General features: G+C 48.2%; 30 protein-coding genes and 1 tRNA gene. 9 read left to right on the forward strand and 22 right to left on the reverse strand.

The features are described from left to right. Positions 1 to 6 precede the first annotated feature (6 nt). The 5 genes from EDF88_RS19015 to EDF88_RS19035 form a co-directional block, all read right to left on the reverse strand. Positions 7 to 1011: a GRP family sugar transporter gene (locus EDF88_RS19015; RefSeq protein WP_134186464.1), complete on the reverse strand. Its 1005-nt coding sequence runs from the start codon at positions 1009 to 1011 to the stop codon at positions 7 to 9. Positions 1012 to 1111: 100 nt separating this feature from the next. Then, complete coding sequence (locus EDF88_RS19020) at positions 1112 to 1759, reverse strand: L-fuculose-phosphate aldolase (RefSeq protein ID WP_134186466.1); 648 nt, start codon at positions 1757 to 1759, stop codon at positions 1112 to 1114. 43 nt (positions 1760 to 1802) lie between these two features. Further along, positions 1803 to 2906, reverse strand: a complete 1104-nt coding sequence (gene mtnA, locus EDF88_RS19025) for an S-methyl-5-thioribose-1-phosphate isomerase (protein ID WP_134186468.1) — start codon at positions 2904 to 2906, stop codon at positions 1803 to 1805. Positions 2907 to 2915: 9 nt separating this feature from the next. Beyond that, complete coding sequence (gene mtnK, locus EDF88_RS19030) at positions 2916 to 4193, reverse strand: S-methyl-5-thioribose kinase (RefSeq protein WP_134186470.1); 1278 nt, start codon at positions 4191 to 4193, stop codon at positions 2916 to 2918. A 228-nt stretch (positions 4194 to 4421) separates the two neighbouring features. Further along, on the reverse strand, positions 4422 to 4613 hold the full coding sequence (locus tag EDF88_RS19035) for a DNA-binding domain-containing protein (RefSeq protein WP_279586348.1): 192 nt from the start codon (positions 4611 to 4613) through the stop codon (positions 4422 to 4424). A 130-nt stretch (positions 4614 to 4743) separates the two neighbouring features. Here EDF88_RS19035 and EDF88_RS25060 point away from each other — a divergent pair, with 130 nt between their 5' ends. Next, a complete protein-coding gene (locus EDF88_RS25060) occupies positions 4744 to 4911 on the forward strand; it encodes an NUDIX domain-containing protein (RefSeq protein ID WP_134186472.1) in 168 nt (55 codons plus the stop codon). 402 nt (positions 4912 to 5313) lie between these two features. Here the strand turns inward: EDF88_RS25060 and EDF88_RS19050 are convergent, their stop codons facing one another. The 3 genes from EDF88_RS19050 to mtfA form a co-directional block, all read right to left on the reverse strand. Next, positions 5314 to 5598: a hypothetical protein gene (locus EDF88_RS19050; protein WP_134186474.1), complete on the reverse strand. Its 285-nt coding sequence runs from the start codon at positions 5596 to 5598 to the stop codon at positions 5314 to 5316. Between the two features lie 439 nt (positions 5599 to 6037). Continuing rightward, positions 6038 to 6113, reverse strand: a tRNA-Asn gene (locus EDF88_RS19060). A 100-nt stretch (positions 6114 to 6213) separates the two neighbouring features. Continuing rightward, the gene (mtfA, locus tag EDF88_RS19065) at positions 6214 to 7011 is read right to left on the reverse strand and encodes a DgsA anti-repressor MtfA (RefSeq protein WP_134186478.1); all 798 of its coding nucleotides are present in this window, start codon (positions 7009 to 7011) and stop codon (positions 6214 to 6216) included. An 801-nt stretch (positions 7012 to 7812) separates the two neighbouring features. Here mtfA and drpB point away from each other — a divergent pair. The 3 genes from drpB to EDF88_RS19080 all read left to right on the forward strand — a co-directional run bounded on the left by drpB (position 7813) and on the right by EDF88_RS19080 (position 10378). Next, positions 7813 to 8049, forward strand: coding sequence for a cell division protein DrpB (gene drpB, locus EDF88_RS19070; protein WP_134186936.1), 237 nt, complete (start codon positions 7813 to 7815; stop codon positions 8047 to 8049). A gap of 104 nt (positions 8050 to 8153) precedes the next feature. Beyond that, complete coding sequence (locus EDF88_RS19075) at positions 8154 to 8858, forward strand: phosphohydrolase (RefSeq protein WP_064512078.1); 705 nt, start codon at positions 8154 to 8156, stop codon at positions 8856 to 8858. A 98-nt stretch (positions 8859 to 8956) separates the two neighbouring features. Continuing rightward, positions 8957 to 10378: a DNA cytosine methyltransferase gene (locus EDF88_RS19080; protein ID WP_134186938.1), complete on the forward strand. Its 1422-nt coding sequence runs from the start codon at positions 8957 to 8959 to the stop codon at positions 10376 to 10378. 56 nt (positions 10379 to 10434) lie between these two features. On the opposite strand, the gene EDF88_RS19085 is transcribed toward EDF88_RS19080, so the two are convergent. After that, a complete protein-coding gene (locus EDF88_RS19085) occupies positions 10435 to 10953 on the reverse strand; it encodes a hypothetical protein (RefSeq protein WP_134186480.1) in 519 nt (172 codons plus the stop codon). Positions 10954 to 11399: 446 nt separating this feature from the next. Here EDF88_RS19085 and EDF88_RS19090 point away from each other — a divergent pair, with 446 nt between their 5' ends. Beyond that, positions 11400 to 11897, forward strand: a complete 498-nt coding sequence (locus EDF88_RS19090) for a very short patch repair endonuclease (protein WP_134186482.1) — start codon at positions 11400 to 11402, stop codon at positions 11895 to 11897. Positions 11898 to 11901: 4 nt separating this feature from the next. Here EDF88_RS19090 and yedA read toward each other — a convergent pair whose 3' ends face one another. Further along, a complete protein-coding gene (gene yedA, locus EDF88_RS19095; RefSeq protein ID WP_064512074.1) occupies positions 11902 to 12819 on the reverse strand; it encodes a drug/metabolite exporter YedA in 918 nt (305 codons plus the stop codon). A 205-nt stretch (positions 12820 to 13024) separates the two neighbouring features. Between yedA and EDF88_RS19100 the strand changes: the two genes are divergently transcribed. The 3 genes from EDF88_RS19100 (at position 13025) to dgcQ (ending at position 16100) form a co-directional block, all read left to right on the forward strand. Next, positions 13025 to 13939 carry a DUF808 family protein gene (locus EDF88_RS19100; protein WP_134186484.1) on the forward strand — a complete coding sequence of 305 codons (915 nt, stop codon included), beginning with the start codon at positions 13025 to 13027 and terminating at the stop codon, positions 13937 to 13939. 92 nt (positions 13940 to 14031) lie between these two features. Further along, complete coding sequence (locus tag EDF88_RS19105) at positions 14032 to 14211, forward strand: DUF2158 domain-containing protein (protein ID WP_134186486.1); 180 nt, start codon at positions 14032 to 14034, stop codon at positions 14209 to 14211. A gap of 212 nt (positions 14212 to 14423) precedes the next feature. Continuing rightward, positions 14424 to 16100, forward strand: coding sequence for a cellulose biosynthesis regulator diguanylate cyclase DgcQ (gene dgcQ / locus EDF88_RS19110; protein ID WP_347876566.1), 1677 nt, complete (start codon positions 14424 to 14426; stop codon positions 16098 to 16100). A gap of 5 nt (positions 16101 to 16105) precedes the next feature. Here the strand turns inward: dgcQ and EDF88_RS19115 are convergent, their stop codons facing one another. Together EDF88_RS19115 and yodD are read right to left on the reverse strand one after the other, a co-directional pair. After that, positions 16106 to 16921: a mannosyl-3-phosphoglycerate phosphatase-related protein gene (locus tag EDF88_RS19115; protein WP_134186490.1), complete on the reverse strand. Its 816-nt coding sequence runs from the start codon at positions 16919 to 16921 to the stop codon at positions 16106 to 16108. A gap of 310 nt (positions 16922 to 17231) precedes the next feature. After that, positions 17232 to 17447, reverse strand: coding sequence for a YodD family peroxide/acid resistance protein (gene yodD / locus EDF88_RS19120; protein WP_064512069.1), 216 nt, complete (start codon positions 17445 to 17447; stop codon positions 17232 to 17234). Between the two features lie 131 nt (positions 17448 to 17578). Here yodD and dsrB point away from each other — a divergent pair, with 131 nt between their 5' ends. Further along, entirely contained in the window at positions 17579 to 17767 is a 189-nt protein-coding gene (gene dsrB / locus EDF88_RS19125; RefSeq protein ID WP_064512068.1) for a protein DsrB, read from the forward strand. 56 nt (positions 17768 to 17823) lie between these two features. On the opposite strand, the gene rcsA is transcribed toward dsrB, so the two are convergent. From rcsA to fliJ, 10 genes are all read right to left on the reverse strand, one after another. After that, positions 17824 to 18447: a transcriptional regulator RcsA gene (rcsA, locus tag EDF88_RS19130; RefSeq protein WP_134186492.1), complete on the reverse strand. Its 624-nt coding sequence runs from the start codon at positions 18445 to 18447 to the stop codon at positions 17824 to 17826. A 334-nt stretch (positions 18448 to 18781) separates the two neighbouring features. Beyond that, positions 18782 to 19567, reverse strand: coding sequence for a flagellar biosynthetic protein FliR (fliR, locus tag EDF88_RS19135; protein ID WP_064512066.1), 786 nt, complete (start codon positions 19565 to 19567; stop codon positions 18782 to 18784). Continuing rightward, complete coding sequence (fliQ, locus tag EDF88_RS19140; protein ID WP_034458225.1) at positions 19564 to 19833, reverse strand: flagellar biosynthesis protein FliQ; 270 nt, start codon at positions 19831 to 19833, stop codon at positions 19564 to 19566. Before fliQ ends, fliR begins: the two co-directional genes overlap by 4 nt. Before the next feature lie 11 nt (positions 19834 to 19844). Then, entirely contained in the window at positions 19845 to 20582 is a 738-nt protein-coding gene (gene fliP, locus EDF88_RS19145; protein WP_134186494.1) for a flagellar type III secretion system pore protein FliP, read from the reverse strand. Continuing rightward, positions 20582 to 20974, reverse strand: coding sequence for a flagellar biosynthetic protein FliO (fliO, locus tag EDF88_RS19150; protein ID WP_064512064.1), 393 nt, complete (start codon positions 20972 to 20974; stop codon positions 20582 to 20584). Before fliO ends, fliP begins: the two co-directional genes overlap by 1 nt. Before the next feature lie 4 nt (positions 20975 to 20978). After that, entirely contained in the window at positions 20979 to 21392 is a 414-nt protein-coding gene (gene fliN, locus EDF88_RS19155) for a flagellar motor switch protein FliN (RefSeq protein ID WP_134186496.1), read from the reverse strand. Then, a complete protein-coding gene (fliM, locus tag EDF88_RS19160) occupies positions 21389 to 22393 on the reverse strand; it encodes a flagellar motor switch protein FliM (protein WP_034458217.1) in 1005 nt (334 codons plus the stop codon). The genes fliN and fliM overlap by 4 nt, the downstream gene beginning before the upstream one ends. A 4-nt stretch (positions 22394 to 22397) precedes the next feature. Next, a complete protein-coding gene (gene fliL, locus EDF88_RS19165) occupies positions 22398 to 22865 on the reverse strand; it encodes a flagellar basal body-associated protein FliL (RefSeq protein WP_064512062.1) in 468 nt (155 codons plus the stop codon). A gap of 249 nt (positions 22866 to 23114) precedes the next feature. Next, positions 23115 to 24347: a flagellar hook-length control protein FliK gene (locus tag EDF88_RS19170; protein ID WP_134186498.1), complete on the reverse strand. Its 1233-nt coding sequence runs from the start codon at positions 24345 to 24347 to the stop codon at positions 23115 to 23117. Beyond that, positions 24344 to 24787: a flagellar export protein FliJ gene (fliJ, locus tag EDF88_RS19175; protein WP_134186500.1), complete on the reverse strand. Its 444-nt coding sequence runs from the start codon at positions 24785 to 24787 to the stop codon at positions 24344 to 24346. The genes EDF88_RS19170 and fliJ overlap by 4 nt, the downstream gene beginning before the upstream one ends. Between the last annotated feature and the right edge of the window lie 26 nt (positions 24788 to 24813).

A 24813-nucleotide genomic window follows, 5' to 3' on the forward strand; every position in this document is an offset into this window, starting at 1 on the left:
GAATGCTTACTGATTGGCGGCGATGATAAGGATAATCCCGATGATATATAAGATAAACATGGCAAAGATCAGCTTATTGGTACCGGCTGGCGCTTTGGCAAACTCGCGCCAGATAAAGACGCCCCAGATGACGGCTATCATGGTGGCGCCTTGCCCAAGTCCATAGGACACGGCGTATCCTGCCTGGCCGGAGGCAATCAGACTAAAGCCCAGACCCACACACCAGATAATTCCACCAATTCCACCGCAGAGGTGATCCCGGAAGCTACCCGAAAAATACATTTTTCCATTGACCGGTTCACCGGTTATTGGCTTTTTCATCACCAGCGTGTTGAAAACAAAGTTGGATAAAAACAGCCCCACAGCAAACAACACCAGTGCTGAATAAGGCGTCATTAAACCAGCAACCGGTTCACTGAAGTTGTCCGACATGGACGCGGCCAGGAAGCGGAAAAACCAGCCCATAATGATCCCCGCGAGAATTGCGGTGATAAGCCCCTTGTTTCGACGGGATTTGTCTGATTCCTGCGTAACACGACCATAGGCGATAGCGGTCAGGATAATGGCGACAACAATACAGGCAACGCCCAGAAAGAGGATTTGGGCATCCCCCTGAGGGTTGCCGATATACGTGGTGATAACACCAAGTGCCAAGGCCAGACCCACACCCACCGGGAAGGCAACCGCCATACCGGCCAGGTTGATTGATGCAACCAGCAGGATATTCGAGATATTAAAGATGATACCGGCGAGCAATGCAGCGAACAGACTACCGGCACCCGCCTGCTGAATATCTGTTATAAAACTGCGACCAGACTCTCCCATCGACCCGAGAGTAAAAGCGAAAAGCAGGGAGCACAGTAACAGGCCAATCGAATAATCCCAGTAGAAAAGTGGAAATGCCCAGTTTTTATTGCTGACGAGTTTCGTGGTATTTGCCCACGATCCCCAGCAAATCATGGTGATGAAACACATGATTATTGCAACGGTATAAGACCCCACGACAAACATAAATAACTCCCTGTGGCAGTCGTAATGATTTCCTATGGATAAAAACTGTGACATCCGCCATTTAAGGTGGTCGTCGTGTCTTCATAGAAGTTTTAAAATTTTACTTCTCAGTTTTTAAACCGTAATTTTTAAATTTTCCGATAACCTTTTTCATTTCGTCAGCCGGGAGTACGGGAGGAGGGGCGTGTAACCCACCTACTTTTAAATACAGTTCGGCGAGCGTTTCAGTTTCGCCAGCAAGCCACAGTGCTTTTTCCAGATTAATTTCCATGGCCAGCATGCCATGGTGTTGCATTAATATTGATTTGCTTTCTTTTATTCCGCTAAATACACTTTCTGCCAGTTCTTTAGTACCAAACGTATCATAAGGAATGCATGGAATATGATCGGTACCGGTTACCGCTACCATGTAATGAATCGCTGGAATAGCGTGGTTCATTATTGCTACCGCTGTTGAATTGACGGCATGCGTGTGGATCACGGCATTGAGTTCACCTCTGGCCCGGTAGCAGGCCAGATGAAACAACCATTCACTGGACGCTACTTTGCCGGGTTCAGATACACCATTCTCATCCACATACACAATCATTTCTGGTGTGAGTTTGACGTATGGAATACCGCTGGGCGTGATCAGCATACCGTCCTGATAGCGGACACTGACATTTCCTGAGGTGCCCTGATTGAGACCTGTGGCATTCATTTCCAGACAGGTATCAATAATATTTTGCGCTAACGAATTTCTTTCCATTTGAGATCCTTACAGCAGTGGGGAATTCCCCACTGCTGGTCTGTTATGCAAAATTCGATTTCAGGTCGCCAAACATATCAGCCAGCGCGGTTTCACTGGCGGTACACACGCCCCGTTCGGTGATTAAACCGGTGATGTATCTGGCAGGGGTGACATCAAAGGCGTAATTCCCGCATGCCGTGCCTTTCGGTGCCGTATCGACCCAGCTCAATTCACCTTGCGGATTAATGCCGTAAACATGCGACTGCTCTTTTCCGCTGCGTTGCTCGATTGGGATTTCCTTTAATCCGTCCTTAATGGTCCAGTCGATGGTGGGGGAAGGTAAGGCTACGTAGAACGGTACATTATTGTCATGAGCCGCCAGCGCCTTCAGGTAAGTGCCGATTTTATTGCAAACATCGCCGCGGGTTGTGGTGCGGTCGGTACCCACGATACACAGGTCGACTTCACCATGTTGCATCAGGTGCCCGCCGGCGTTATCGGCAATCAGCGTGTGCGGTACGCCATGTGAACCCAGCTCAAAAGCAGTCAGTCCGCCCTGATTACGTGGCCGTGTTTCATCCACCCAAACGTGAACGTTAATCCCCGATTCGTGCGCCTTGTAGATGGGAGAGAGTGCCGTACCCCAGTCCACAGTGGCCAGCCACCCCGCATTGCAGTGCGTCAGAATATTCACCACGCTGCCTGCGGGTTTCTTCTGAGCAATAGCGCGAATAATGTCGGCACCGTTTTGCCCGATTTTTTCACACAGGCCGACGTCTTCATCAGCAATTTCTGCCGCCAGTTGCCAGGCGGTTTTCACACGTGCTGCTGGCGGTGTGCTTTGCAATATGGCAAGTGTTCTATCCAGGGCCCACTTGAGATTAATGGCCGTAGGACGGGTTTTGATCAGCAGGTCATAACAGCGCTGCAGGTTTTCATCGCTGGTGTCTACTTTCATGCCCAATGCCATACCGTAAGCTGCCAGCACGCCAATCAGAGGTGCACCACGTACCCACATCTCCTTAATTGCAGTGGCCGCCAGTTCAACGGAAGTAAGCGCTACCACCTCAAATTTGAAAGGAAGTTTGGTCTGATCGATGATTTCTACCGCTTCTCCATTATCGGAAACCCAGACCGTTCGGTAGTGTTTACCACTTATATTCATAATTCCCTCTTAACGTGCTTTAGCAAATTGACCAACAGAAGACATATTTTTAAACAGGCGGGCGTTAACAATAAGTTCGCGTGCCATTGCAAGTGCGCGGCGTTCGCATTGCGCACGTAAATCAGCGTCATCAATCAGTTTGAAATCGGCTACACCGGCGAAACCAATAATCCGGCGGTTCATTTCCATACCGGCATTGACCAGGGTGTCTTCAAAGAGTGTCGCGAGGAATTGGTCCTGCGCTATTTCCCGTGCGTTATGATCCAGGTCGTTATCCGGGCACTGCTGATAGATTTCGACAGGCCAGGCTTCACCCTGTGTTTTTTCATTCCATAGCTGGCGGAAGTGAGTGGCAAAAACAGCCCAGGTTTCTTCCATCTGGCCGATTAACCAGTGTTGATATTCTTCACACGCCTGTGCTGTGGCATCCCAACCCGGCCGTGAGAAGAAGGCGAGCAACAGGTTGCCGATATAGTTTCCGATATCGAACGCCATTGGCCCCATAAAGCCAAATTCTGGGTCGATAATTTTGGTATCGCTTTCGGTTACCATAATTGAGCCAGAGTGCAAGTCGCCATGTAACAGTGCCTGCGCTTCAGTCATAAACTTGAATTTGTAACGCATCGCGACTTGAATCATTTCTTTGTCGTTCCAGACTTTCTTCATGTCAGCGTCAAGTTGTGGTGACGTCCAGTCGTTTCGTTTTGCTGGGTAGTACGGCTCAGTGAAAATCAGATCTTCAGTGATCTTGCACAGTTCGTGATTAAGGGAGAATTTAGCGGTAAGCGCTTTTTTCTTCTCCGCCGCCATTCCGATATCGGAGGTATAAAAAAGCGTTCTGGCGATGAAAGTGCCGACATCCCGTGCGAGATTCGGGAATTTTTTCCCGGCGATCAGCTCCTTACGCAGGATGACGTGCGGAGTCAGGTATTCCATGGCAAAAAGGGCCATTTCCTGATCGTAGAAATACACTTCGGGCACCAGGTCGTGGCCGGCGAATTGCGCTTCATTACAGAGTACGTTGTATTCGAAGCCTGCACGGGTCAGGGATAACGGCCAGTCTTCTCCTCCGGCCCGTAGCCAGGGCAGAGCTTGCTTCACAATGATGGTTTTCTCTAAACCTTTCACAATGAAAACCATATTCAGGTTTCCATCACCGACTTCTTCCACCTGCCACTGGTCGGGTGTTCCTCCAAGCTTAAGTGCGCCGGGAAGCTTTCTGGCGAGATAATCGGGCAATGTTTCATTCGTCTGCGGTTTGTAACCTGCGGGTATAGCGTTCGACATGATAGATCTCCTTTCTTTTCTCAAGATGCTTTGATAATTCGCTTCGCTGCTTGTGCTCCTTACATGCGCTGACTATATCTTGTCATGTGTAAACCATGATGTGACATATGTTTGGTTTTTAGATCATTTTATAAAATTGAGTAGATGGATTGAATTTAGTGGTTATTGTAACGTTTTCTTGTAGTTAGTGGTTGTGGTGTGGGTTTTTCGTTGTTTTCAAGTGTAAAATTACACGGTCATTTGTTTTGCGTGGCGAGGGTGGGATGCAGCGTAACTGCGAAGCGGCAGCTCTGTAAATATCACCAATGGATCCTGCAACAAATACCCATGCAACTGTCGTGATTTACGTGGTCCGGTGACGTCACACATCCAGATATTCAGGCCGCTGGGGTGCTTGCGGTGTAGCTGTGCATCTATCACTGCAACTTCATCCTTCGTCATCGACAGGTTCTGGTGCTTGCCGTTACTTAGGCCAATAACCTAATCATCCCGTTGGTTTGAACATCAGTAGGAAACTCGTCAGGCGTTCCAATCCGCCTGATGCTGGACTGTGGGGGGGCCGGGTGGGAAAATTGATGCAGGTGAAACTATCGAAGAGGCCGCAGTCCGTGAAGTATACGAAGAAACCGGACTGGAAGTGGTGAGCCAGTCGAGGGAAGCCCTGCTTGAAGCTTTTGACTACGATGGGCCGGTTATCTTCGTTACCACTATCTTATGATACCGCTGCTGTGCATGTATCAGAGTGGTATGCCAGTTGCCGCATCGGACGTTTTTGCTGTGCGTTGGTTTAACCACTTGGATTTACAGAATAAATCTTACATATTCAGCGAGGGGGTCGTTCAACTGGCCTGCAAAGCGATAAATAAAAATAGTCAGACCTGCATATGACACGCTCTGGATATCACGTCAGTTATTTTTGAAATGGTAGGGCGCAACGTGAGTCAGCTGATTAGCATCGAGATAATCTACCCAGCACTGCATCATTTTTGAACCTCGCTCGGAATAGCGGACTCCGTGGAGGGATTCACGGATACTCGGTATGGTCCACAGGGCATTATCAAAATCTATTTCATCCCAGCGCGCAAAGCGCAACTCACTGGAGCGCACAAAGATATAGAGATTAAACAGCACGGCCAGCCGGGTTGTATTTGATTATCTGGTTCTGAACCGCGTAGCGCATGATACTGACAAGCCGTTGCTCTAAACGCAGTGCCACCTCAAGAAATTCTCTCTCTTCAACATTTTTCAAAACCGCGATCAGAGCAGCCGTGGTGATAGCCTGTTGTCCAGGGTACGGAAAGAGATAGATTTCGAGATTTCTGAGTATGCGGTTCGTATGATGAGCAGACCAGGTGCGATTGCTCTTGTGCCAGTTACGTGCGGCTTCTTCCAGCGGGTCTCCCAACTTTCGGGCTTGTTTTTCAGTGAGGCGCAGTTTGCTGGGGTCAGCACTCAGGCTTAGATGGGTACGGGAATCGTCACGCCGTTTTCAGGCCTGAGCAAGAGATACTGTGGGGTATGCTCCGAAAGCGAGCTTCTTCTCTTTCCCCGCATAGCGGTATTTGAGATACCAAAGTTTTGAACCGTTGGGTTTAACAAGAAGGTACAACCCTTGACCATCTGCCATTTTGAATGGCTTAGTGCAGGGTTTGGCATTACGAATAGAAGTATCATTCAGGGACATTGGGGATCTCGACTAAATCGAACCGGACAGGCCCTAATAAAGCCCCCAAATGAGTTGGCAGTCAACCACACTATATGGAACCGAGAAGAACCCGATTTTTATATAATGTGTTGATTTTCAAACATCTATGGTATTCGCTGGAATACCAAAGAACTAGAATTGGCTCCTCTGACTGGACTCGAACCAGTGACATACGGATTAACAGTCCGCCGTTCTACCGACTGAACTACAGAGGAATCGTTTGAACGAGGCAAATAGTAGCTTCAGGTTCCAAAAGAGTCAATGATAAAAATAACACATTGATTCAAGTGATTAAATTAAACCCAGCTTGCTGAATTAATGCACCGTATTTCCATTGGATGACTCGAAGTTTTCACTCTCACGTAACCGTAATAACGGGTCCTGACCATAAAACTGGCAAAAACGCTGATAAAGTGAAGGGAAACGAGGCGCCAAAAGCTCTGGGGCACTGAAAAAATACTCTGAGAGCACGGCAAAACATTCTGCCGGTTCAGATGCCGCATAGGCATCAATACTGGCGGCGTTTTCTCCCACCATATCAATTTCGTCCTGGATGTTACCCATTGCCGCCTGGAGATCGTGTTCCCAGCCCGCAACATCGCGCAGCGCTATCAACGGAACGCCGCTGGCACGATCGCCATTACGCATATCCAGTTTATGCGCCACTTCGTGGAACACCAGGTTAAAGCCAGAAGCGTCAAATGAGTCCTGCACATCAAGCCAGTTAAGAATGATGGGACCTTGCTGCCAGCTTTGACCAGACTGAACAACGCGTTGGTTATGTACCAGGCCAATGTCATCTTCCCATTCATCATCCACTACGAATGGAGCAGGGTAGATGAGGACTTCATGAAAACCGTCCAGCCATTCGATACCAAGCTCAAGCACTGGCAAACAAAACAGTAACGCAATCCGCGCGCTTTTTAGTTCATCAAGCTCAAACCCCTGCAAAGGCACCAGCCGTTTTTGCTGTAAAAACCGGTCAGCCAGAAGGACCAGTTTTTTTTGCTCAGCAGTCGTGAGCGTTCCCAGGACCGGAATGGCTAAAGCCTGCTCCCACGGCAGTACCGTGACAGCGGATGAATCATTTGATTTCCAGGGCCACTTAATCATGTTACTCGCTCGCAAAGTCATCTCTTGAACGGAAAACTACTATACCGTGACTGTGAAAATGCCGCACTAGTGGGGCACATGGCAGCGACCAGAACAGGACCGCCGAGAGATGGGTTGCACCCTAAATCTCTGTGCCATTATTCAAACACTTACCACTTTTTCTTTCAACGACGCGGGTCACAGCTTGGGCGGGAAGCCAAAAAATTATTTCACCCCTCAATGTTTGCAGTAGAAATATATGTATCAGCTATATGAACGCACGTTCCGGGGAGATCCTGGGGTAGGGGGGGTGCGAGTTGCCAGACTGCATCTATAGTCTGAGCATTTGACAGGGGAGCCCGCAGGTATTCGAAGTCTAATTAGTATTATTATCGATATCTATTGCCTGCATTTTTATAATCCAAAATGTCTTTTTGTCTTATATCTCTAATTTAATCTAACCGGATAAACTAAGAGCTAATATTTTTGAATGCATTCATGATTTTTGTTGTTGTTTTTACTGGACTTTAATTCAGTTGGGTATTGTTTTGGTGTTTGTGCTTAAAACTGGCTGGATATTAAGTTAACAATGTCTAAAATTACATATTTATAAAATCGTTCAATAAGTGACCTTATGTTTGCGGGTTGTTAATTTGGTGAGAAATGACATGATATATTACAATTTTAGGAATTATCCTGATTAAAAACAGCTATTTCATGCTGTTAAAAAACAATGAAAATGTGATAAAAATCACACCCATGGAGATGCTCCACCTATCGCAATACATCAGCTAATTAATTGAGGGACATATGTCAGAGGTTATGGACGAAAAACCGACTCGTACTCCGGGCGGAAAATTGGCGCTGTGGTTGTTTTATGGATTTTGCCTGTACACGGTTTGGGCTGTGGTACGTTACTTTTGGGTTGTCAGTGACGTAACCGGTGGCGATATGGGATCGCTCGGTGGAAAGTTGCTTGGCGCCTTAATGGGGTTATTGGTTCTGGGATCGGTTGCTGCATTATTAGGTGCTTTGGCCTGGTATACGCGGGCCAGGTGAATAAAATCGTGCCAATGTGGTCTGTTGTCAGCGCTTTACTTGCTTATTTTGTGATCTTGTACTCATATTAAGTACCGGGTCCAGCTGCGAAGTGAGGAGTACGTATGCCGATAGCCCACTGGCAAGAACGTTTTGATGAGTATTTGCAACACAACTGGTTGCAGGACGATAAAGCCCATGATGTGGCACATTTTCGTCGTGTATGGAAAACATCGCAGCAGATCATGGAAACCACAGAGGCCGATAGGCTGGTGGTGCTAACCGCGTGTTACTTCCATGATATTGTCAACTTGCCGAAGAACCATCCTGAACGTCATCTTGCTTCCACACAGGCCGCTCAAGAGACTTTACGTATTCTGGATGCTCACTTTCCCGACTTTCCGCATCCGTTATACGATGCCGTTGCACATGCTGTGCGCGCTCATAGCTTTAGCGCCGGGATTGCACCTCAAACACTTGAAGCGAAAATTGTGCAAGATGCCGATCGTCTGGAGTCTTTAGGAGCAATAGGACTTGCGAGGGTTTTCTATACTTCTGGTGCGTTAGGACGACCACTGTTTGACAGCGAAGATCCACTGGCATGCCATCGCGAGCTGGATGATGCCACTTATGCCCTTGATCACTTCCAGAAAAAGTTACTGAAATTACCTGATACCATGCAAACCGAGGCAGGGCGTGCGCTGGCTCTTCTTAATGCAGATTTCTTGGTGAATTACATGGCCAAACTTTGTGCTGAGTTGAAAGGTGATTACTGCGGTATTGAGCAGGACGTTGTGCATCAATTTTCTTCCCAAAAAATTCCCTCTTAAAATTAAATAGATGCCCGCAATGGTTGCGGGCTGTTCTGATTCTCTCTGGGTCAAATCAGTGATAGAGTGACACTCTATTTTCCCTGCTATGGTTCATGATGAACGACTTCGACACTATTGCCGTGCAAATCTCACAACAATCCCTCCGCCAGCAGCAGCAACAACTAGAAGAAGACTACGCACTCGTGAGCCACATTCTGGAAATCTATGACCAGAAGACAGTGGCGCACCATTTGCGTCAGGTGAGCGGTGACTGGACTCGCGAATCGTTAAACCGCTGGTTTAACCGTAAATCGTCTCCGCGTACCTTGACGCCTGCTGAAAGCGAAATGCTACAAAACATGTTGCCGCCATTGCCAGCGCATCATGGGAAATACGCATTTAAATTTGTCGATTTATTTGCCGGGATTGGCGGTATTCGTAGCGGCTTCGAAGCAATTGGCGGCGAATGTGTATTTACCAGCGAGTGGAACAAGCACGCGGTGCGTACCTATAAAGCCAATTGGTATTGCAGCCCGGAGAATCATCAGTTCAATCAGGATATCCGCGATGTCACTTTGAGCCATCGTGACGATGTCAGTGATGAAGAAGCTGCGGCACATATTCAGGCAACGATGCCCGATCACGATGTTTTGCTGGCGGGTTTCCCATGCCAACCTTTCTCTCTGGCTGGGGTGTCGAAGAAGAATGCATTAGGGCGAGCACATGGGTTTGCTTGTGAAACGCAGGGCACATTGTTCTTCGATGTCGCGCGCATTATTGATGCGAAACGTCCGGCAATTTTTGTGCTCGAAAACGTTAAAAACCTCAAAAGCCATGATAAAGGCAACACCTTCCGTATTATTATGGAAACCCTCGATAGCCTGGGTTATGAGGTGGCTGATGCCGCAATAATGGGGGCGGGGGATCCAAAAATTATTGATGGTAAAAACTTCCTGCCACAACACCGTGAACGTATTGTGCTGGTAGGTTTTCGACGCGACCTCAATCTGCATAAAGATTTCACATTAACTAAACTCAGTGAACTATATCCTCAACGCCGCCCAACCTTTGGTGAATTACTGGAACCTTCTGTCGATAGTAAATATATTCTGACGCCAACGCTGTGGAAGTATCTTTATTATTACGCCAAAAAACATCAGGCGAAGGGTAATGGATTTGGTTATGGACTAGTTGATCCCCAGAACCCCGCAAGTGTGGCCCGCACATTATCAGCCCGGTATTACAAAGATGGCGCTGAAATACTTATCGACCGGGGATGGGATAAATCTCTTGGGGAAGCGGACTTTGACAACGCAGATAATCAGGTTAACCGCCCCCGTCGTTTAACGCCCCGCGAATGTGCGCGTTTAATGGGTTTTGAAGCGGTTCAAGGCAATGCATTCCGTATTCCGGTTTCGGATACTCAGGCTTACCGACAGTTTGGTAATTCAGTGGTGGTGCCTGCGTTTGCTGCGGTCGCCAAACTGCTTGAGAGCACAATAAAATTGGCGGTTAAAAATCGCACTTATAATAAGTGATTAACTTTGGGGTCATATGGCAATAATACGACCCCAAATTTCTTAGGCACCGAAAATTAATTTGCGCGATTCTGTCTCTGTTTCTCAATGCTGACTCCATATCTGGCGGTCACGATGCCAGTCTGGAATTCCATCGTTTTTATTTGCTCAAAGGCATCGTTGCCATCTTTAACATCCATATCCAGAAGCTGTGCACTTAGCGTTTTAACTAACAACTCGCCATTTCCTTTGTGCTCATAGCTCGCACCTTCAATGCAGGATATTGTCGCCAGGCGGTCAAATAGCTGTAAATCTTCGGACAGAAATGCCGTCTCTGTCATTTTCGAGCCGGTTTTATGTTGCCACAAATTGACCATTGCATTGCGATAAGTCTTTGGCGCTACAGTTTTGCAACTCTTCACAATATCAGCATCGAGGATTGCGGCCTGTGAGATAGGATTGGCCTGTCCATCCATGGCTTCATTCCAGTGAGCCATATAATCCAGAGTAATATTATTTTCCACGTCCCCAGCCCATGTGCTGAATACGCCACTCAACAACAAAGTTGGGATGAATAATGCTTTGTATAGCTTCATGTTATCGTCTTAAAAAAGCCCAGTCCGGGCATAAAAAAGTTAATTAGAATATTTGATATAATGAAGAGCTGTTACATGCCAACAAAATAATGCCACTGATGTTAACAACTTGAGTTTTTCTTCTTCATAATGGGTGCTACGGAATATAGATTGCCATTTTAATTCTACAGATCAAAGTTGAAATTATTTCAAAAGTGGCTAAATGATGAGCGGGAATTGGTGTATTTTTAGTTGATACATGATGTTAGGAGAATAGTTGCTGTCGTGGAATGTCCAAAAGTATACATAATTAAATTCAGCGATATTCATTTTCGGCAGCGAAAATAATTTTCCTATTAAATCATTTTTAATTATTCGCAGCGGAGCCCTTCTTTTTTATAACGTATGTTATGTGGTTGTTGCTAATATTGGTCTGAGTATATTAATAACGAGTAAGAGAGCCGCTAATGGTTGATGTGCATAGTAAGGCGATTCGCAGCAAAAACATGCGCGCCATTGCAACGCGTGACACGGCTATTGAAAAACGATTGTCTGGTTTATTGAGCGATTGTGGCTTTGCGTTTCGCGTGCAGGATGACTCGCTTGCTGGTTGTCCGGATTTTGTTATTGATGAGTATCGCTGCGTTATTTTTGCTCATGGCTGTTTCTGGCATCACCACGACTGTTATCTGTTCAAGGTTCCGGCAACCCGCACCGAGTTCTGGCTTGAGAAGATAGGTAAAAATGTGCAGCGCGATAAGCGAGATATACAGCTTTTATTGAACGAAGGTTGGCGGGTGCTTTTAGTCTGGGAATGCTCATTGCGTGGGCGCGAAAAACTCAGTGATAGCGCGCTTTGCGAACGGCTTGAAGAGTGGGTCTGTAGTGGTGGCAATCACGCGCAAATTGATACGCAGGGAATACATGCATTAAATGAAAGCGGGTGGCAAGCGCCACCCGAATGAGAGATCACTTCTCTATTTCACACGCCGTTACTACCGGCTTTGGGGGCAACAGATATTTCCCCAACGTCACCAGCACCACCGCAAAAATAATCACCCCCAGCGCCAGCCATTCTACTGGCGACAAGCTTTCCCCGGCAAAACCCGTACCTAAAAGCACTGCCACTACTGGGTTGACGTAGGCATAACTGGTTGCCACCGCAGGTGCCACATTACGAATCAGGTACATATAAGCGCTGATCGCAATAATAGAACCAAATAGTGAGAGATAAGCTACCGCTATAAAACCTGCTGGTGTAGGCATTGCAGTCAGGCGTTCACCGGTTAACGCGGAAGCGACCAGCAACACGACACCTGCCGCAAGCATTTCAACCGCGCCTGCCATCAAGCCGGTTGGCAATTCAATACGCGACCCGTATACCGAACCAAACGCCCAACTTAAGGAGCCAATCAGAATTAACAACGCGCCCCAGGGATTGCCACTCAGGTTTCCACCGCTATTAAGTAACACAATGCCAGCAAGCCCAATGGCAATGCCTAGCCATTCTAGTTTGCGCGTTTGAATGCCGAACAGTCGGCTAAAGCACAAGGTAAAGAGCGGAACCGTTGCGACCATGACTGCGGCAATACCCGATGGAACATGCTGATGTTCTGCGACGGTCACAAAACCATTGCCAACGGCCAGCAACAACACGCCAATTAACGCGGCATTAAGCATTGGGCGCATGGCGGGTAACTTATGGCCCCGCAGTAATAAAACGCTCATCAACAACACACCAGCAACCATAAATCGCACGCCAGCCATCATAAATGGCGGCCAGCTTTTCACGCCTACGGCGATAGCAAAATAGGTGGAGCCCCAGATGATGTACAACGCAAATAATGCAGCAACCAGCGGCAATAACTGACCAGAACGAACGCGCATGTTTCCTCTCTTTACCCTTCCTGCAACTCGAATTATTCAGGGTAACTAACGCTAATAGAGCTAATAGTTAACGTCAAAACTATCTTTCTGGCGAGGATTTTACTTGTTTGTAGAATGTTAATTTTTATTGACAGATGAGTTTGATTTTCGCCAGCTAAGTTTTGTTCCATACTATTGAGTAGACAAACAAAAAAGGATGCTCATTTTGGCTGGAAGTAGCTTACTAACGTTGCTGGATGATATCGCCACTTTGCTGGACGATATCTCGATGATGGGGAAACTGGCGGCGAAGAAAACTGCCGGGGTATTGGGAGACGATTTATCGCTTAACGCACAACAAGTTTCAGGTGTACGGGCAAACCGTGAATTGCCGGTGGTGTGGCAAGTCGCGAAAGGGTCGGCCATCAATAAGCTGATCCTCGTTCCTCTGGCTCTTATTATTAGCGCTTTTGCACCGTGGGCTATCACGCCGTTATTAATGATTGGCGGCGCTTTCTTGTGTTATGAAGGCGTGGAAAAAGTCGTTCATACGCTTCAGGCCCGTAAGCACAAGGAAACACCGGAAGAGCGCCAGAAGCGGTTAGATGATATTGCCGCGCAAGACCCGATGGTTTACGAAAAAGACAAAGTGAAAGGTGCGATTCGTACCGACTTTATTCTCTCGGCTGAAATCGTAGCGATTACGTTAGGCATTGTCGCCGACGCGCCTTTGCTCAACCAGGTGTTGGTGCTATCGGGGATAGCGCTGGTCGTGACGATCGGGGTGTATGGCCTGGTAGGGATCATCGTTAAGCTCGACGATCTTGGTTTTTGGCTGGTTGAAAAAACCTCGGTTATCGCACGCGGGATTGGCAAAGGGTTATTAGTGCTGGCACCGTGGCTGATGAAATTCCTCTCTGTTGTCGGAACTCTGGCTATGTTTTTGGTCGGCGGCGGCATTCTGGTTCACGGTATTCCGGTCCTTCATCATGCCATTGAAAACTGGGCGCAGAAGGTGGGTGGAGCCGTTCATTTACTTGGGCCAACCGTAGCAAACCTGGTTATCGGTTTTGTCATTGGCGCCATTGTGCTGGTAGTCGTTAACGGTATAAGCCGCCTGCGCGGGCGCACAGTTCACTAATTTTTTGCGTAAATTTGCCTGGTTTGCCAGGCAAAACACCAGGTCATTGTCTATAACTGTAGAAGTTTTCACCCCTGATACAGGAGGCAGTTATGGTCTTTATGGTCAGCGATGAAGTCCAACCTAAGAATGGTGGCCCAAGGATGATTGTTACCGGGTTTTCCAGCGGTATGGTGGAGTGTCGTTGGTATGATGGTTTTGGTGTAAAGCGCGAGGCCTTCCGAGAGGATGATTTGGCCCCACTGGCAACAGGGGGCGGCTCGCAAGGATAAGCCTCAAATGCCCTGTCATTGATAGGGCATTTTTATTTCCTGATTACCTTTCGTTTTGAGGGTAATATAATTCCCATGAATATATTTACCCTTAGTAATAATCCTGCGTGGTCATGTATTCTCTACATATTAGAACCGACCCATGACCTGGGTGTCATGGCACCGGCAGTGTTGACAGATTTTAGATGACTGCGGTTTCAGGGAGAGTGTTAGTGTTAGGCAATGCATTACAACGCGTGATCGGCCGCTTCAAAAATCCGCAAAAGGTCGTTAACCTTTGTTTTATCTTCGTATTTTTGTTCTCCACCGTGTTGACATGGCGAGAGGCAGTGGTACTAGAAGGGGCTTATGTCGCCAACCAGCGTAATAGTCTCGATAGCGTTGCCACTTTGCTTGACCGACAGCTCCAGCACAGCATCGACAATCTGCTGTTTTATCGCAATGCGATGCTGTATGCGCTGCAATCCCCGATCTCAACGGATAGAACCCGCAAATCCCTGGCCGATTTTGATACCTTGCGTACCCAGCCTTTCTGGCAATTGCGCCTCGATTTAAGCCGCAGTTTGCCGATGAGTGGCGTATCTGATGAATTTGTAAACAAAAGCCCATTGCTCGACCGAGATGAGCATACGCTTCACTCAGAATTAAGCTCGGCGCTGGAATTAAGTTATATCATGCGCTTATCCGACAGTTCCGGGAAAATGCCACAGCGCATGTTCTATGCCTCGCGCAGCGGGTTCTTTTTGACGAACACGCCGCCCGCCAACGATCCGAATATCGTCTCGCTTTACTACCGCTTGATCGCCAGACCCTATTTTTCCTCTCAGTCGCTGCAAAATAACCCACAGCGGTCTTTGAAGTGGACACATACTTTTAATGGCAACTATACATCAGGGCAGATTGTTACCGCTTCGGTCCCGCTTGATTTTAACGGGCGTTGGTATGGCGTACTGGCTCTCGATTATCCTATCGAATCACTCCATAACTTCTTGCGGGAAGCCAAATATGATGACCATGAAGGCACGGTGCTGCTCTACGATAACGAATTAAATCCTATAGCGACTTCGGCCAGGAGTTTGCCGCAGCATGAGCTGTTTACCGCCCCCCAATTGGCGCGAATTGCCAACGTGGTCACTGCTGCAAAACAGGGGGAAGAGGGTGAGTTGCGTATGGATAGCCGTTTTATCACCTGGGCGAAGCTGAATAACTTTGATGGTTTGCTGGTTAAAGTCCATACCCTGGAAGAAGGGGTTCAGGGCGAATTTGGACGGATCAGTATTGTCCTGAGCATTCTGTGGATGCTGTTTACGCTTATGCTGTTTGCTTCATGGATGGTGATTCGCCGCCTGGTCAATAACATGTTCAGCTTGCAACAAACCCTGACCTGGCGGGCTAACTACGACACGCTAACTCGTTTGTACAATCGCGGTGCCTTCTTCGAGATTGCGCGTAAATTGTCGCAGGAGTGCGAGCAGCAAGGATTACCTTTCTCGGTGATTCAGATGGACCTTGATCTCTTCAAAAGCATAAACGACAGGTTTGGCCATAGCTGTGGCGACAAAGTACTTATCCATGCGGCAGCGATGCTCAGTGATGCGTTTCGTACGGGCGATATTGCCGGACGCGTCGGCGGTGAGGAGTTCTGTATCGTGCTGCCTGAAACAACGCTGGAAGAGGCGACAAAAGTGGCTGAACGCATCCGAGTGCGCATTAACACTAAGGAATTACTCATCAAGCAAGGCAATACGGTAAGGATCAGTGCCTCATTTGGTGTGAGTAGTTCGTTTGAATTTAGCGATTACGATTTCGAACGCCTGCAAACTTACGCTGACCATCGGCTGTATAAAGCGAAGCAGGGTGGTCGTAATCAGGTCTGTAATCACGATTAAACCGATTACTCAGGGGTGATGAAATGATTGAGACCTTCTTTCCACCCTTCAGGACCGTAGTTCTGGCTGCGATACACGCGCTGTGGGTCGTCCCGTTGCAGCGTCACTGTCTGGCGGCTGTAGCCTTTGACAACCACGGCGTAATCGACGCTATCAAGCAGTAATGCATCGCTCGGGCTGTCCCCCAGACCTATTGTGATGTGGGTTTTCCCTTCGCGTTGTTGAAACTGCTCCTGAAGCCAGTGTAGCGCCTTATCTTTGCCGGCCTGCATATCTAATACATGCCAGAACCGCCCGCCTTGCAGCATCATTAAACCCAGGCTTGCCAACTGGTCGTTAAATGCGGCCATCATTTCTTCGCTATCGCGCCATATTAAGGTTTCCGATGCTTCACTGAGCTTTGCAAGGGCTGCCTGTTTGCGTGTAAGGCCAGTTAATTCACAGAGGGTATTCTCATCGACGTCGGCAAAGCAGGTGAATTTAAAACCAAATTTCTGCCGTAACTTATCCAGAACAGAAAACAGCTCTTCATGACGAATACCCGTCATCAGACGAGGGTAATCGTCGCTGTCACTCCAGCGTGAATCAAGCTGGATAACCGCCCCGTTTTCAGCAATAAACGCCTGTCCGGTTAATGAAAACTCATTTTGCCACTCAATGATTTCCGCAGCACTTTTCGCACTACACAAAATCAGTGGGATCTCGTTCTGGCGCAAAATGTTAATCCAGGGACTTGCGGCCTCCCAACGGTAGGAATGGTGTTCCAGCAGTGTGCCATCGAGATCTGAAATGATTAATAGCGGATCGTGCAGATGCAGCATGGTACTTCTCCTGAAATCCAAAGGCTAAATGATTGGTTGAGTAGGATAAATCTCAATTAAATTCGCAGCCTAATCATTAATGAGTATCCGTATTATTGCTGGAAACCGCTAAGAATAAGGAATGGCGGCACGATTCAGCTAAGTCGTTGCGAAAAATTGAATATTCATAGAACGAATCATTTCATTGTTTTGAAATAAATCTGATGTATGGTGGATGCACATCAGATTTCCTGGTGTAACGAATTTTTCAATTGCTTCTTGCTAACGCAAGTTTAATCCCGGCTTTCCTGCCGGGATTCTTTTATTCAGCTCAGCGGTTCACTTCATTAACACTAAAATCGTGTATATCCAGTTCAAAGGCTTCCGCTAATTCGGAATAGGTGTGCCATGTGCGCCCATCGATACTGACTCGATGCGGATCGTCACTCGCACGTGTCACTTCACTTTCGCTAATCTCATTGATGGCCGCCAATAGCGCATCGACATCGATACGTGTGGTTTCATTAAGCTCTTTCGCGGTCTTCATGCAATCGTCCTCCAGGCTGTACCCGTGTTTAAGTATAGACGCTTAACAAAATGCATAACGTTGCGCATCATGCGATGCGAATGAGTCGTTTTTGATCTACACTGGCACAAAGAAACTTGGAGATTTTTGTTATGAATATCAACGATCGCGTGACAGTCAAAACCGATGGCGGCCCGCGTCGGCCTGGCGTGGTATTAGCTGTCGAGCAATTTAGCGAGGGGACGATGTACCTCGTATCGCTGGAAGAGTATCCGTTGGGGATCTGGTTCTTTAACGAACTGGGGCACCCGGATGGCGTTTTTGTTGAACGCTCTGAGTAATATATTTGCGGTGGATATCGCTTGCGCTAATCCACCCTAAAACCATCCTGGTCGGCTTAACGCAAATTTACGAAGATACCGTTGGTGACATTATCGGTAAGGCGCACCACATGATAAATTACTTGTTTATTATGTGTCTTTATCTTGCGTTTTATATTCCCTTTGTGCGACGAAACCGTTTTTGCTTTGATATTCATCTGGTCGGATATTTGAATTGTGCCTTGTCCAGACATCCACATTTTAAGCATGCTGGACTCAGTTCGGCTTAATGATAACGTGGGTAAATTAATATGCCCGATGCAATGAGCATTTTTTGCTAAATATTCTGAAAGTATTTCGTCCAGTGACTCTGGCTTTATAGATTTAGAACTGATCAACAGATTACTACGCACCAAAAGATATTCATCGAAATGAATATTAGCAATTGCCATAAAGACCAGGAATAAAGTACTGGGATGCTGATTAATGATCTGCTTAATTCGCTCGCTACTTTGAGCGTCATGGATAAAACAGTCCTCATTAATAAACACCACATTGGGTGTCTGGGACTCACAAGCGAGCGCTAAATCCTCAATCGTCTCCACATTGGTCATCTGTCGTTTTCGGATGCCACGGCTGGTTAAATAACCTGTTAACCCCAACCGGGTATAACTGCATAAGTCCATAATGATCGTTGACATAACACCCCCCACCCGTAATTAAGTATTTTTAGGCGTACTAACCTGCATATTTCAAACTGCATCTTTGTTGACCGCACTGACTCGCCAGAATCACTTACTGATGTAAGCTCATCGGCACTTATTTTCTTGCAGCCGCGATTCAGCTCGGATTATTTCGGTTACAACTATCTAGTAAAGTTATGTATAATTTGTTAAGAATGCTCTCAAAGTAAAGTGAATGTTACATTATGTGAGATAGCTAAAAGCATATAAGCCGCGCCAGTTATATCCTGGTGGATGTTATTCAAGAAAGCTTTTAGGAATATCCTCAGTAAGACTCCACAAAACCTGGGGATTAATTCGCGGGAATTTCACTCACAATATCTGAGAGTAAATTAAATACTTCACTAAATAAGTGTTCGGCGAAAGGAGCCATTAAGGGAATTAATGCCGTCATCACCAACATGCCCACAGCAAGTGTCAGCGGAAAACCGATAACAAACACAGACAGTTGTGGTGACATACGGTTTAGCAGACCAAGGGCAATGTTTAGCGTGAGCAACAAAGTGATGAGTGGGAGGGCCAGCATTAAGCCATTGAGGAAGATCATGCCGCCTGCTCGAGTCAGCGCCATAAACGCGTTACTGTTAATCGGATTGCCACCGATTGGCAGGGTGTGAAAAGTGTCGACCAGCATCGATATCAGCCATAAATGGCCGTTAAACACCAAAAAAAGTAACATGGCCAGCATGTCCATAAAACGGGCAAGGACTGGCATATTCAGGCGGCTACCAGGGTCAAAGAAGGTAGCGAATGAGAGCCCCATCTGCAGGCCGATTATCTCACCTGCAGTACGAATGGCGGCAAAGGCAAACTGCATGGTGAAGCCAAGCGCAATGCCAATCAGAATTTGTTGTGCTGCGAGCCAGAACCCGGCCGCCGAGAAAATAGTGACCTCAGTTGCCGGAAGGGTCGGTGCCACTATCCAGGTAATCATCAACGCGAGGCCAATTTTTACCTTCTTTGAAATCGCGCGTTCACTGAGTATTGGTGCAGTTGAAATCAGGGCCAGAATACGAATAAATGGCCAGAACCCCATACTTAATAACGTGAGCCACTGCCCGCTATCAATGTGAATCATCCAATGTTCATCGGGATGTTCGTTAGCAGCGTGCGCATATAATCCAGCAGCAGATTAAGCATCCACGGCCCTGCAACGATAATAGTGACGAACACCGCAAGAATTTTCGGGATAAACGATAGGGTCATTTCGTTTATCTGGGTCGCGGCCTGCAGCATACTGATCACCAGACCTGTCACCAGTGCCACCATCAATAATGGGGCTGCGAGCGCCAAAGCCACTTTCATGGCTTCGGTGCCCATCATCATGACCGACTCAGGAGTCATCTTTTTCCCCTCTAACTGTAGAAACTTTGCGCAAGTGAGCCGACCAACAACTGCCAGCCATCCACCAACACAAACAGCATTAATTTAAAGGGCAGGGCGATAGTTGCCGGTGGCACCATCATCATCCCCAGCGCCATCAGTACGCTTGCGATAACCAGGTCGATAATCAAAAACGGAATGAAGACTGTAAAGCCAATCTGGAATGCGGTTTTCAGCTCGCTGGTCACGTATGCCGGCAACAATATGCGCATTGGAACCACTTCAGGCCCTTCCAGCGGCGGTGTATCTGCCAGGCGTGCAAACAGTGCCAGATCCGCCTCACGGGTTTGACGCAACATAAACTCACGCAGCGGCTTCGAACCTCGCTCGAGGGCTTCGTCCATCTGGATTTTGTTTTCACTAAATGGCTGGTAAGCGTCGGTATAAATTTTGTCGAATACCGGGGCCATAATGAAAAAGGTCAGAAACAGCGCAAGTCCCAACAATACTTGGTTGGGTGGTGCAGACGGTGTGCCCAATGCGCTACGCAGCAGGCCAAAAACAATGATGATGCGTGTGAAGCTTGTCATCATTAGTAGAATCGCCGGCAAAAATGTCAGCGAAGTAATAAATACCAGCGTCTGAACCGGCAGCGACCAGCTTTGGCCGCCGTTAGACATCGGCTGGCTGATAAGGCCGGGTAGTTGTGCAAAAGCGGCTGGCATGACTAACAACAGGCCAAGCAACGAGAAAGGGAGCCAACGTTTCATCAATCTTTCCCGTTACGTTTAAGCAGATTTTTCATCAGACTGTTTTTCATCAATTCGCGGAAATCAGCAGGTGCTGCTGGAGACACAGTTTCGCTCACTATCGCGGCGGGGAGCGTATGCAAATGAGTGATTTGCCCGGCAGTCACGCCGAGCACCAGACGCGCATCTTGCACATCGACAATCACCACACGTTCACGCGGGCCAACGCTACAACTGGCGCTGACTTTCATCTCTTTGCTGGATCCAGTTTTCGGCGTGAAGCCAAAACGTTTTGCCACCCAGGCCGCGAGTAAAATAAAAATGATAATCGCCGTTAACGCGCCGCTCACTTGCACCAACGGAGAGCCGGTGCTGGCAGTGGGTTGTGACTGAACAGTTGCCTGGGTTTTCATGGTGTTAGCGGCTCAAACGACGCATACGCTCAGATGGCGTGATAATGTCGGTGATACGAACACCGTATTTGTCAGCCACTACCACGACTTCGCCCTGAGCAATCAGATAACCGTTGATCAAAATATCCAGCGGTTCACCTGCTAAGCCATCCAGCGCTACCACTGAACCTTGCGACAAACGCAGCAGCTCTTTGATAGTCATACGGGTACGGCCCAGCTCCACAGTCAGTTTGACGGGGATGTCCATAATCAGGTCGATGTCTTGCATCGCGCCCGCTATGTCATTGCCTTCAAGCGCACGGAATACGCTGTCTGCGGTGCTTTTGTTGGTCGTAACTTTCTGTTCGTTTAACGCGTCAGCCCACAGATCGTCCACGGAGTCTGCATTGTCGTCGGACGGTTGATTAATATCACTCATTTGGGCTGTTCCTCGTTCAGCGAATTCAGTATCGGGTTGATCAAATGTTCGACGCGCAGAGCGTACTGGCCGTTAAGCGTACCGTACTGACTAGTCAGTACCGGGACACCGTCAACGTGCGCCAGAATCCTGTCCGGTTTATCAATCGGCAACACGTCACCAGGTTTCAATTTTAAAATTTGCGACAGGCGTAGCGGGATGTCAGCGAAATTGGCAATTAGCTCAAGCTCAGAATGCTGAACCTGACGTACCAGGGTATCGCGCCAGCTTTGGTCTTCCTGACGGGAGTTTTCCAGCGGCGGATTCACCAGCAGCTCGCGCAAAGGCTCAATCATGCTAAACGGCAGGCAGATATTAAACTCGCCGGTCAGGTTGCCGATTTCCACATGGAATGGCGTATTCACCACGATGTCGTTGGGCGACGTCGTAATGTTGGTAAATTTCACCTGCATTTCGGAACGCACATACTCCACTTCTAGTGGATAAATGGCTTTCCACGCGTCGCTATAAGATTCCAGCGCCAGTTTCAACATGCGGTTAATCACGCGCTGCTCGGTATGGGTAAACTCCCGGCCTTCAACTTTAGTTGGGAAACGTCCGTCACCACCAAACAGGTTGTCCACGGCGATAAACACAAGGCTTGGGGAGAATACGAACAAACCTGTGCCGCGCAGCGGTTTCAGATGCATTAAGTTGAGGTTGGTAGGCACGGGCAAGTTACGGGCAAACTCGTGGTACGGCTGAATGCGGATAGCCCCGACGGTAATGTCCGGGCTGCGACGTAACAGGTTAAATAACCCCATACGGAATTGACGAGCAAAACGCTCGTTAATAATTTCCAGAGCCTGTAAGCGCTCGCGCACCACACGACGTTGGGTATTGGGGTCATAAGGACGAATGTCGGTTTCATTAACGACACTGGTCTTGGGTTCGTCGGAGTTGTCACTGTCGCCATTTAACAGTGCGTCAATTTCGGCCTGAGAAAGAATGCTGTCGCCCATGGGATTACCGCAAAATAAAGGCGGTATACAGCACATCGCTGACTGCCTGTTGAGGTTGTCCGGCGACCAGAGGCGGTGCCAGCGTATTCTTTATCGCTTCAACCAGTTTCTGTTTACCTTCATCGGTCGCAAGGGCTGCACTGTCCTGGCGGGAAAACAGCAGCAATAGACGACTACGTACTTCTGGCAGGAATTCACTCAGACGTTGACGCGTGGCTTCATCCTTCAGGCGCAATGTGACACCGATATACAAGACGCGGTCAGCATCACCGAGGTTAACGGTGAAGGTGTCCAGTGCGAAAAATACCGGTGCTGGCGGTGGCTCTGGTGCCTTCGCCTGTGCGGCAGCAGGTTGCTGCTGCATACGCCAGTAGCTGTAACCAGCGGTAGCACACGCGGCAAGTGTAATCAGGACCAGTAATGGCATCCAGATGGAGCGCTTGCGGCTTTTTGGCAAAGCGTTGTCAGTCATAAAATGAATCTTTCCTGTATCGGTACTGCATATATACCCATCGCCCTTCAAGTTGCATGGGTGTTGGCTGCTCTCATTCACCCGAATCACTTACACAAGTAAGCTCATCGGGATTCATTCGATTGCCGCCTACCAGCACCTTGAAGTAGCTTGGGTATCGGTTAATTATCGCGTGTCGGCGGGCGTTCAAAGGCCCGAAAACAGGTGATATTTGTTGTTACCTCTGACGTTTAGCTTAGGGAACGTGGCTCAGGCGAAAATATCCACCGCGTTATTACCCGACGCTAAACGTTGTACGCTGGCAGGAACTGCCAGCGAATCAGCATCACCCATTGATGGGAAAGTAGCGCCCGATCGTGATGCTTGTTGCTGCTGTTGGCCTGATTGCTGTTGCTGCTGCCCGGCAGAACTTTCGCTACTGATACTGCTCTGCCCAAGCTGAATACCACTTTCTGCCAGCGCAATACGCAGGTTTGGTAAAGTCGCTTCAAGTGCTGCGCGAACGTGGCTGTGGGCTGAAACCATCTGCAACTGCGCCTGGTTGTCATCAAGCTTCATGCTGATTTGAATCTGTCCTAAATCTTCAGGGTGTAAACGTAGCTCGGCACTTTGCTGGCCCTGGCGAGTGAATAGGGTGATGTGCTGGCTAACTGCCTGCTGCCACTCCTGGCTGCCAAGTTGGGCGCTAATTTGTGGTGCGACTGGCACAGCAATTTGCGCCGAAGCAGGTGTCGCCACCGTTGCGGTACTGAAAGTTGGCGTGGTTAGTGCCGAAGCCGTGCTGGTGTTGTTCGCTGCGGCATCACGGTTGCCATTTTCAGTGCTACTTATGGTGAAAGCTTTTGATTCAACCGGTGAGTCGGTTGTTGCGGGTGCATTTTTTGCTGTAGCTGCGCTATCCAGAGCCAAGGTGTTATCTGTCGCGATGGTGCTGTTGGTTTGTGCATCAACCGTCGGCGCATTTTTTATGCCGCTACTGGAAAGCAAAGTATTCAGGCTAACCGCCGCGCTGCTCTCACCATCTGGCTGGTGGGTAAGTGTGCTTGCTGCTGGTAATTGCTGTGGCAGCATGGCAAACAACGCGCTTAATGCCTGCATGTCAGCATTGCTGAGCGTGTGGGTTTGCTCATGTTGCGCATCGACCTGCGCCGTTTTTTCATCGTTGCTGCTTTTCTTCACATTAGAGAGCAGGGCAGATAATGCCTGTGGTGCATCGAGTTTATTTAACAGCGCGGCAAGCGTGGTTTTTTCATCAGCGGTATCAGCAGCAATAGCAGGTGCGTCTTTGCCTGCTGTTTTACCCAGAGCGGCTTCCAGAGACACGGTTTTACCATCTGCCAGAGTGACTTCACCTGGCAGCGCTTTGCTCAGCAGGCTCAGGAAATCCTCACTGAAGTCTTTATCGCCAGGAACTACACTACCCGGAGCAGACGCAGTACTTGCGACATCGGGAGAGGTTGTAATCAGGGGCTGCATAATCATTCTGCTTTCCTCAGTGTTGCCCGCTGGGCGTATTCATCCATCAGTTTTTGATCAAGCTTGTTCTCAGCCAACAGGACTTGCGCTGCTTTGCGCTGCTGTAACGTGCTCCAGGCCTGCAATCTCTTCTGCTTCTCTTGCCATACATTCAGCGCCTGAGTGACCTTTCCGTTCCACTGCATCAACTGTTGGCGATGCTGATCGATAGCTTTCTCAAGCGTTTGTATAAATTGCTGATAATTCTGCCAACGGTTACTGGCAATGCCCTGACTCATGCTGTCGTTGAGGCTGGAGCTATATTCAAATTGATAGTTAATCAGCATGTTGAGCTGTTCTTCTGCCGCCTGGCAGCCGCGGCGCATTTCCCCTAAGCGTACTGCTGCGTCCTCGACCTCTTTTTCTGCCAGATCGTGCAGGGTATCCAGTGCTGTGCTTTGGTTCATTGTTACCTCTCGTCAAGCTTATGTCG

Source organism: Buttiauxella sp. BIGb0552 (assembly GCF_004366275.1).
GTDB lineage: Bacteria > Pseudomonadota > Gammaproteobacteria > Enterobacterales > Enterobacteriaceae > Buttiauxella > Buttiauxella gaviniae.

Excerpts from the sequence above, each read along its gene's own strand:
- mtfA (WP_134186478.1), bottom strand. The coding sequence starts at position 7,011 with ATGATTAAGTGGCCCTGGAAATCAAATGATTCATCCGCTGTCACGGTA.
- fliM (WP_034458217.1), bottom strand. The coding sequence starts at position 22,393 with ATGGGCGACAGCATTCTTTCTCAGGCCGAAATTGACGCACTGTTAAAT.
- fliR (WP_064512066.1), bottom strand. The coding sequence starts at position 19,567 with ATGATTCACATTGATAGCGGGCAGTGGCTCACGTTATTAAGTATGGGG.
- EDF88_RS19170 (WP_134186498.1), bottom strand. The coding sequence starts at position 24,347 with ATGATTATGCAGCCCCTGATTACAACCTCTCCCGATGTCGCAAGTACT.
- yedA (WP_064512074.1), bottom strand. The coding sequence starts at position 12,819 with ATGCGCGTTCGTTCTGGTCAGTTATTGCCGCTGGTTGCTGCATTATTT.
- EDF88_RS19090 (WP_134186482.1), top strand. The coding sequence starts at position 11,400 with ATGGTTGATGTGCATAGTAAGGCGATTCGCAGCAAAAACATGCGCGCC.
- fliO (WP_064512064.1), bottom strand. The coding sequence starts at position 20,974 with ATGAAAACCCAGGCAACTGTTCAGTCACAACCCACTGCCAGCACCGGC.
- yodD (WP_064512069.1), bottom strand. The coding sequence starts at position 17,447 with ATGAAGACCGCGAAAGAGCTTAATGAAACCACACGTATCGATGTCGAT.
- mtnA (WP_134186468.1), bottom strand. The coding sequence starts at position 2,906 with ATGAATATAAGTGGTAAACACTACCGAACGGTCTGGGTTTCCGATAAT.
- EDF88_RS19105 (WP_134186486.1), top strand. The coding sequence starts at position 14,032 with ATGGTCTTTATGGTCAGCGATGAAGTCCAACCTAAGAATGGTGGCCCA.
- EDF88_RS19075 (WP_064512078.1), top strand. The coding sequence starts at position 8,154 with ATGCCGATAGCCCACTGGCAAGAACGTTTTGATGAGTATTTGCAACAC.
- fliN (WP_134186496.1), bottom strand. The coding sequence starts at position 21,392 with ATGAGTGATATTAATCAACCGTCCGACGACAATGCAGACTCCGTGGAC.
- EDF88_RS19015 (WP_134186464.1), bottom strand. The coding sequence starts at position 1,011 with ATGTTTGTCGTGGGGTCTTATACCGTTGCAATAATCATGTGTTTCATC.
- fliJ (WP_134186500.1), bottom strand. The coding sequence starts at position 24,787 with ATGAACCAAAGCACAGCACTGGATACCCTGCACGATCTGGCAGAAAAA.
- dsrB (WP_064512068.1), top strand. The coding sequence starts at position 17,579 with ATGAATATCAACGATCGCGTGACAGTCAAAACCGATGGCGGCCCGCGT.
- drpB (WP_134186936.1), top strand. The coding sequence starts at position 7,813 with ATGGACGAAAAACCGACTCGTACTCCGGGCGGAAAATTGGCGCTGTGG.
- mtnK (WP_134186470.1), bottom strand. The coding sequence starts at position 4,193 with ATGTCGAACGCTATACCCGCAGGTTACAAACCGCAGACGAATGAAACA.
- EDF88_RS19085 (WP_134186480.1), bottom strand. The coding sequence starts at position 10,953 with ATGAAGCTATACAAAGCATTATTCATCCCAACTTTGTTGTTGAGTGGC.
- fliP (WP_134186494.1), bottom strand. The coding sequence starts at position 20,582 with ATGAAACGTTGGCTCCCTTTCTCGTTGCTTGGCCTGTTGTTAGTCATG.
- EDF88_RS19020 (WP_134186466.1), bottom strand. The coding sequence starts at position 1,759 with ATGGAAAGAAATTCGTTAGCGCAAAATATTATTGATACCTGTCTGGAA.
- EDF88_RS19115 (WP_134186490.1), bottom strand. The coding sequence starts at position 16,921 with ATGCTGCATCTGCACGATCCGCTATTAATCATTTCAGATCTCGATGGC.
- fliQ (WP_034458225.1), bottom strand. The coding sequence starts at position 19,833 with ATGACTCCTGAGTCGGTCATGATGATGGGCACCGAAGCCATGAAAGTG.
- EDF88_RS19080 (WP_134186938.1), top strand. The coding sequence starts at position 8,957 with ATGAACGACTTCGACACTATTGCCGTGCAAATCTCACAACAATCCCTC.
- rcsA (WP_134186492.1), bottom strand. The coding sequence starts at position 18,447 with ATGTCAACGATCATTATGGACTTATGCAGTTATACCCGGTTGGGGTTA.
- fliL (WP_064512062.1), bottom strand. The coding sequence starts at position 22,865 with ATGACTGACAACGCTTTGCCAAAAAGCCGCAAGCGCTCCATCTGGATG.